This window comes from Delftia sp. ZNC0008 (assembly GCF_000799035.1).
Lineage (GTDB): Bacteria > Pseudomonadota > Gammaproteobacteria > Burkholderiales > Burkholderiaceae_C > Comamonas > Comamonas tsuruhatensis.
In genome coordinates this window covers 1-2,326 of record NZ_JTKZ01000776.1, presented here as the reverse complement: position 1 = coordinate 2,326, position 2,326 = coordinate 1, and the positions used below count along the sequence as shown (strand labels likewise).

General features: G+C 70.4%; 1 protein-coding gene. It reads right to left on the bottom strand.

All coding sequences use genetic code 11. The features are described 5' to 3' along the window. Positions 1 to 325: 325 nt before the first annotated feature. A partial coding sequence (priA, locus tag L995_RS25015; protein WP_047474061.1) for a replication restart helicase PriA occupies positions 326 to 2,326 on the bottom strand: 2,001 nt, incomplete at its 5' end.

Below are 2,326 nucleotides of genomic sequence, written 5' to 3'. Positions count from 1 at the left end.
CGCTGCGGCTGCGGGGGCCTGGCTGGCGCCGGGCTGGGACGCGCAGCCTGCCAGCGCAAGCGCGACGGCCATCAAGGTCATACGGAAGGGGGTGAACGGCATGTATCGCTCCTGGAAAGGCATTGAATGATCCAGCCTTGTGGGCTGAATGCGGCACGATGCAATAAACATGCCCCGCCTGCATCAGCGCAAATCCCGATGGGAGCCACGCAGCGAATGCGCTAAAAGCGCTTCCGAAAAAGGAGCGGTGAACGCTTTGCGGGATTGCGCCCAAGGCCTGAAAGGCTTGGGGTTTTTTGGGGCCGTTCCAAAGGCCGTACCACGCTCAGATGGCCAGCGGGTCCACGTCCACCAGCCAGCGCACCAGGGCGCGGTGCTCGGGCTGTGCCCTGATCCAGTGCAGATGCGCCTGCCAGGCCCAGAGAAAGCGCAGCAGGGCGGGCCGCTGGGCCGACTCGATCAGCATCTGCGCCCGCTCCACATTGGCCACGCGCTGGACGGACATGGGAATGGGCGGGTAGAGAAACACATCGTCCACATGGGGCAGGCCGGCCTGGCGCGCGGCTTGGGCGGCGGCGGCCAGAAAGGCCTGGGCGGCCTCCTGGCTGCGCGCATCGGCACGCACGATGGCCTGGAAGGCAAACGGCGGCATGCCCGCATCGCGCCGCTCGCGCAGCTGGCGCGCCGCAAAGGCAGGGTAGTCGTGCGAGCGCAGCGCGGTGTAGACGGGATGGGACGGGTCGTGCGTCTGTATCCACATCTCCGGATGGCTGCCCTGGGCGGCCACGTAGTGCGCGTCGCGTCCTGCGCGGCCGGCGGCCTGCATCAGCAGGCTGAACAGGCGCTCGGGCGCTCGGTAGTCGCTGGAGAAAAGAGCGCTGTCGGGCTGGACGGCGGCCACCAGGGTGATGCGCCGGAAGTCATGGCCCTTGGCCACCATCTGGGTGCCGACCAGCACGTCGATGTCGCCGGCATGCACCTGGGCCAGTTGCTCCTCCAGTGCGCCCTTGGCGCGCGTGGTGTCGGCATCGATGCGCGCCACGCGGGCGGGCTCGCGGTCGGGGCGCTGCACATTGCGCAGCAGGCGGGCCAGTTCTTCCTCCAGCTGCTCCGTGCCCTTGCCCAGCGGCAGGATGTCGGGATTGCCGCAGCCGGGGCAGGCCATGGGCACGCGCTGGGTGTAGCCGCAGTGGTGGCAGCGCAGCGTGCGGTCGGCCTTGTGGAAGACCTGGTGGGCACTGCAGTGCGGGCAGTCGCTTTTCCAGCCGCAGTCGGCGCAGAACAGCACGGGCGCGAAGCCGCGGCGGTTGAGCAGCACCAGGCTTTGCTCGCCGCGCTGCACACGCTCGGTGATGGCATCGATCAGCGGCGGCGAGAACACGGCCTTGTGCGGCTGCTGGCCCATGTCCACCAGGCGCACGCGCGGCAGGGCGGCCGCGCCGATGCGGCTGGGCATGTGCAGGCGCAGGTAGCGGCCGCCCTGCGGCTCGTCGGCATTGGGCGGGCGGCTGGCGTGCCAGCTCTCCAGCGAGGGCGTGGCGCTGCCCAGGATGACCTTGGCGCCGGTATCGCGCCCGCGCCAGATGGCCAGGTCGCGCGCCGAGTAGCGCGCGCCTTCCTGCTGCTTGTAGCTGGCGTCGTGCTCCTCGTCCACCACGATCAGCGACAGCCCCGGCAGGCTGGCGAACACCGACATGCGCGTGCCCAGCACGATGCGCGCCGTGCCCGTGTGTGCCGCCAGCCAGCTCTTGAGCCGCTGCGGGTTGGTCATGCCGCTGTGCATGCTGACCACGCAGGCCGCTCCGTACTGCGGCGCAAAGCGCGCCAGGAAGCGCTGCTCCAGCTGGGGCGTGAGGTTGATCTCGGGCACCATCACCAGCACCTGGGCGCCGGGGTCGGCATCCAGCGCGGCCTGGGTGGTCCTCAGGTAGACCTCGGTCTTGCCGCTGCCCGTGCTGCCGTAGAGCAGGAAGGGGCCGGGGTGGGCGGCGATCTGCGTGAAGACGTCGGCCTGCTCGGCGCTGAGGACGATGGGGGGAATGTCTGCGGCGGCCGGTGCGAGCGCTGATGCAGGCGCAGCGCCAGGCGCCTGTTGCGCCTGTTCCGCCTTTGCAGCCTTGGCCGCTCTCTTCGCCGCGGCCTTGGTCGGCCTGAGCCGGCGCGCCAGTTGCTCGGCCGTCATGTCGCGCAGTTGCGGCGGCAGGGCCGTCACGGCGATCTCGCCCACGCTGCGCTGGTAGTAGTAGGCGGCGAAGGCCACCAGCCGCCGCCAGGCCGCCGGCAGCGGCGCGATGCCCTCCAGCACGGCGCAGATGGCGCGCAGCTC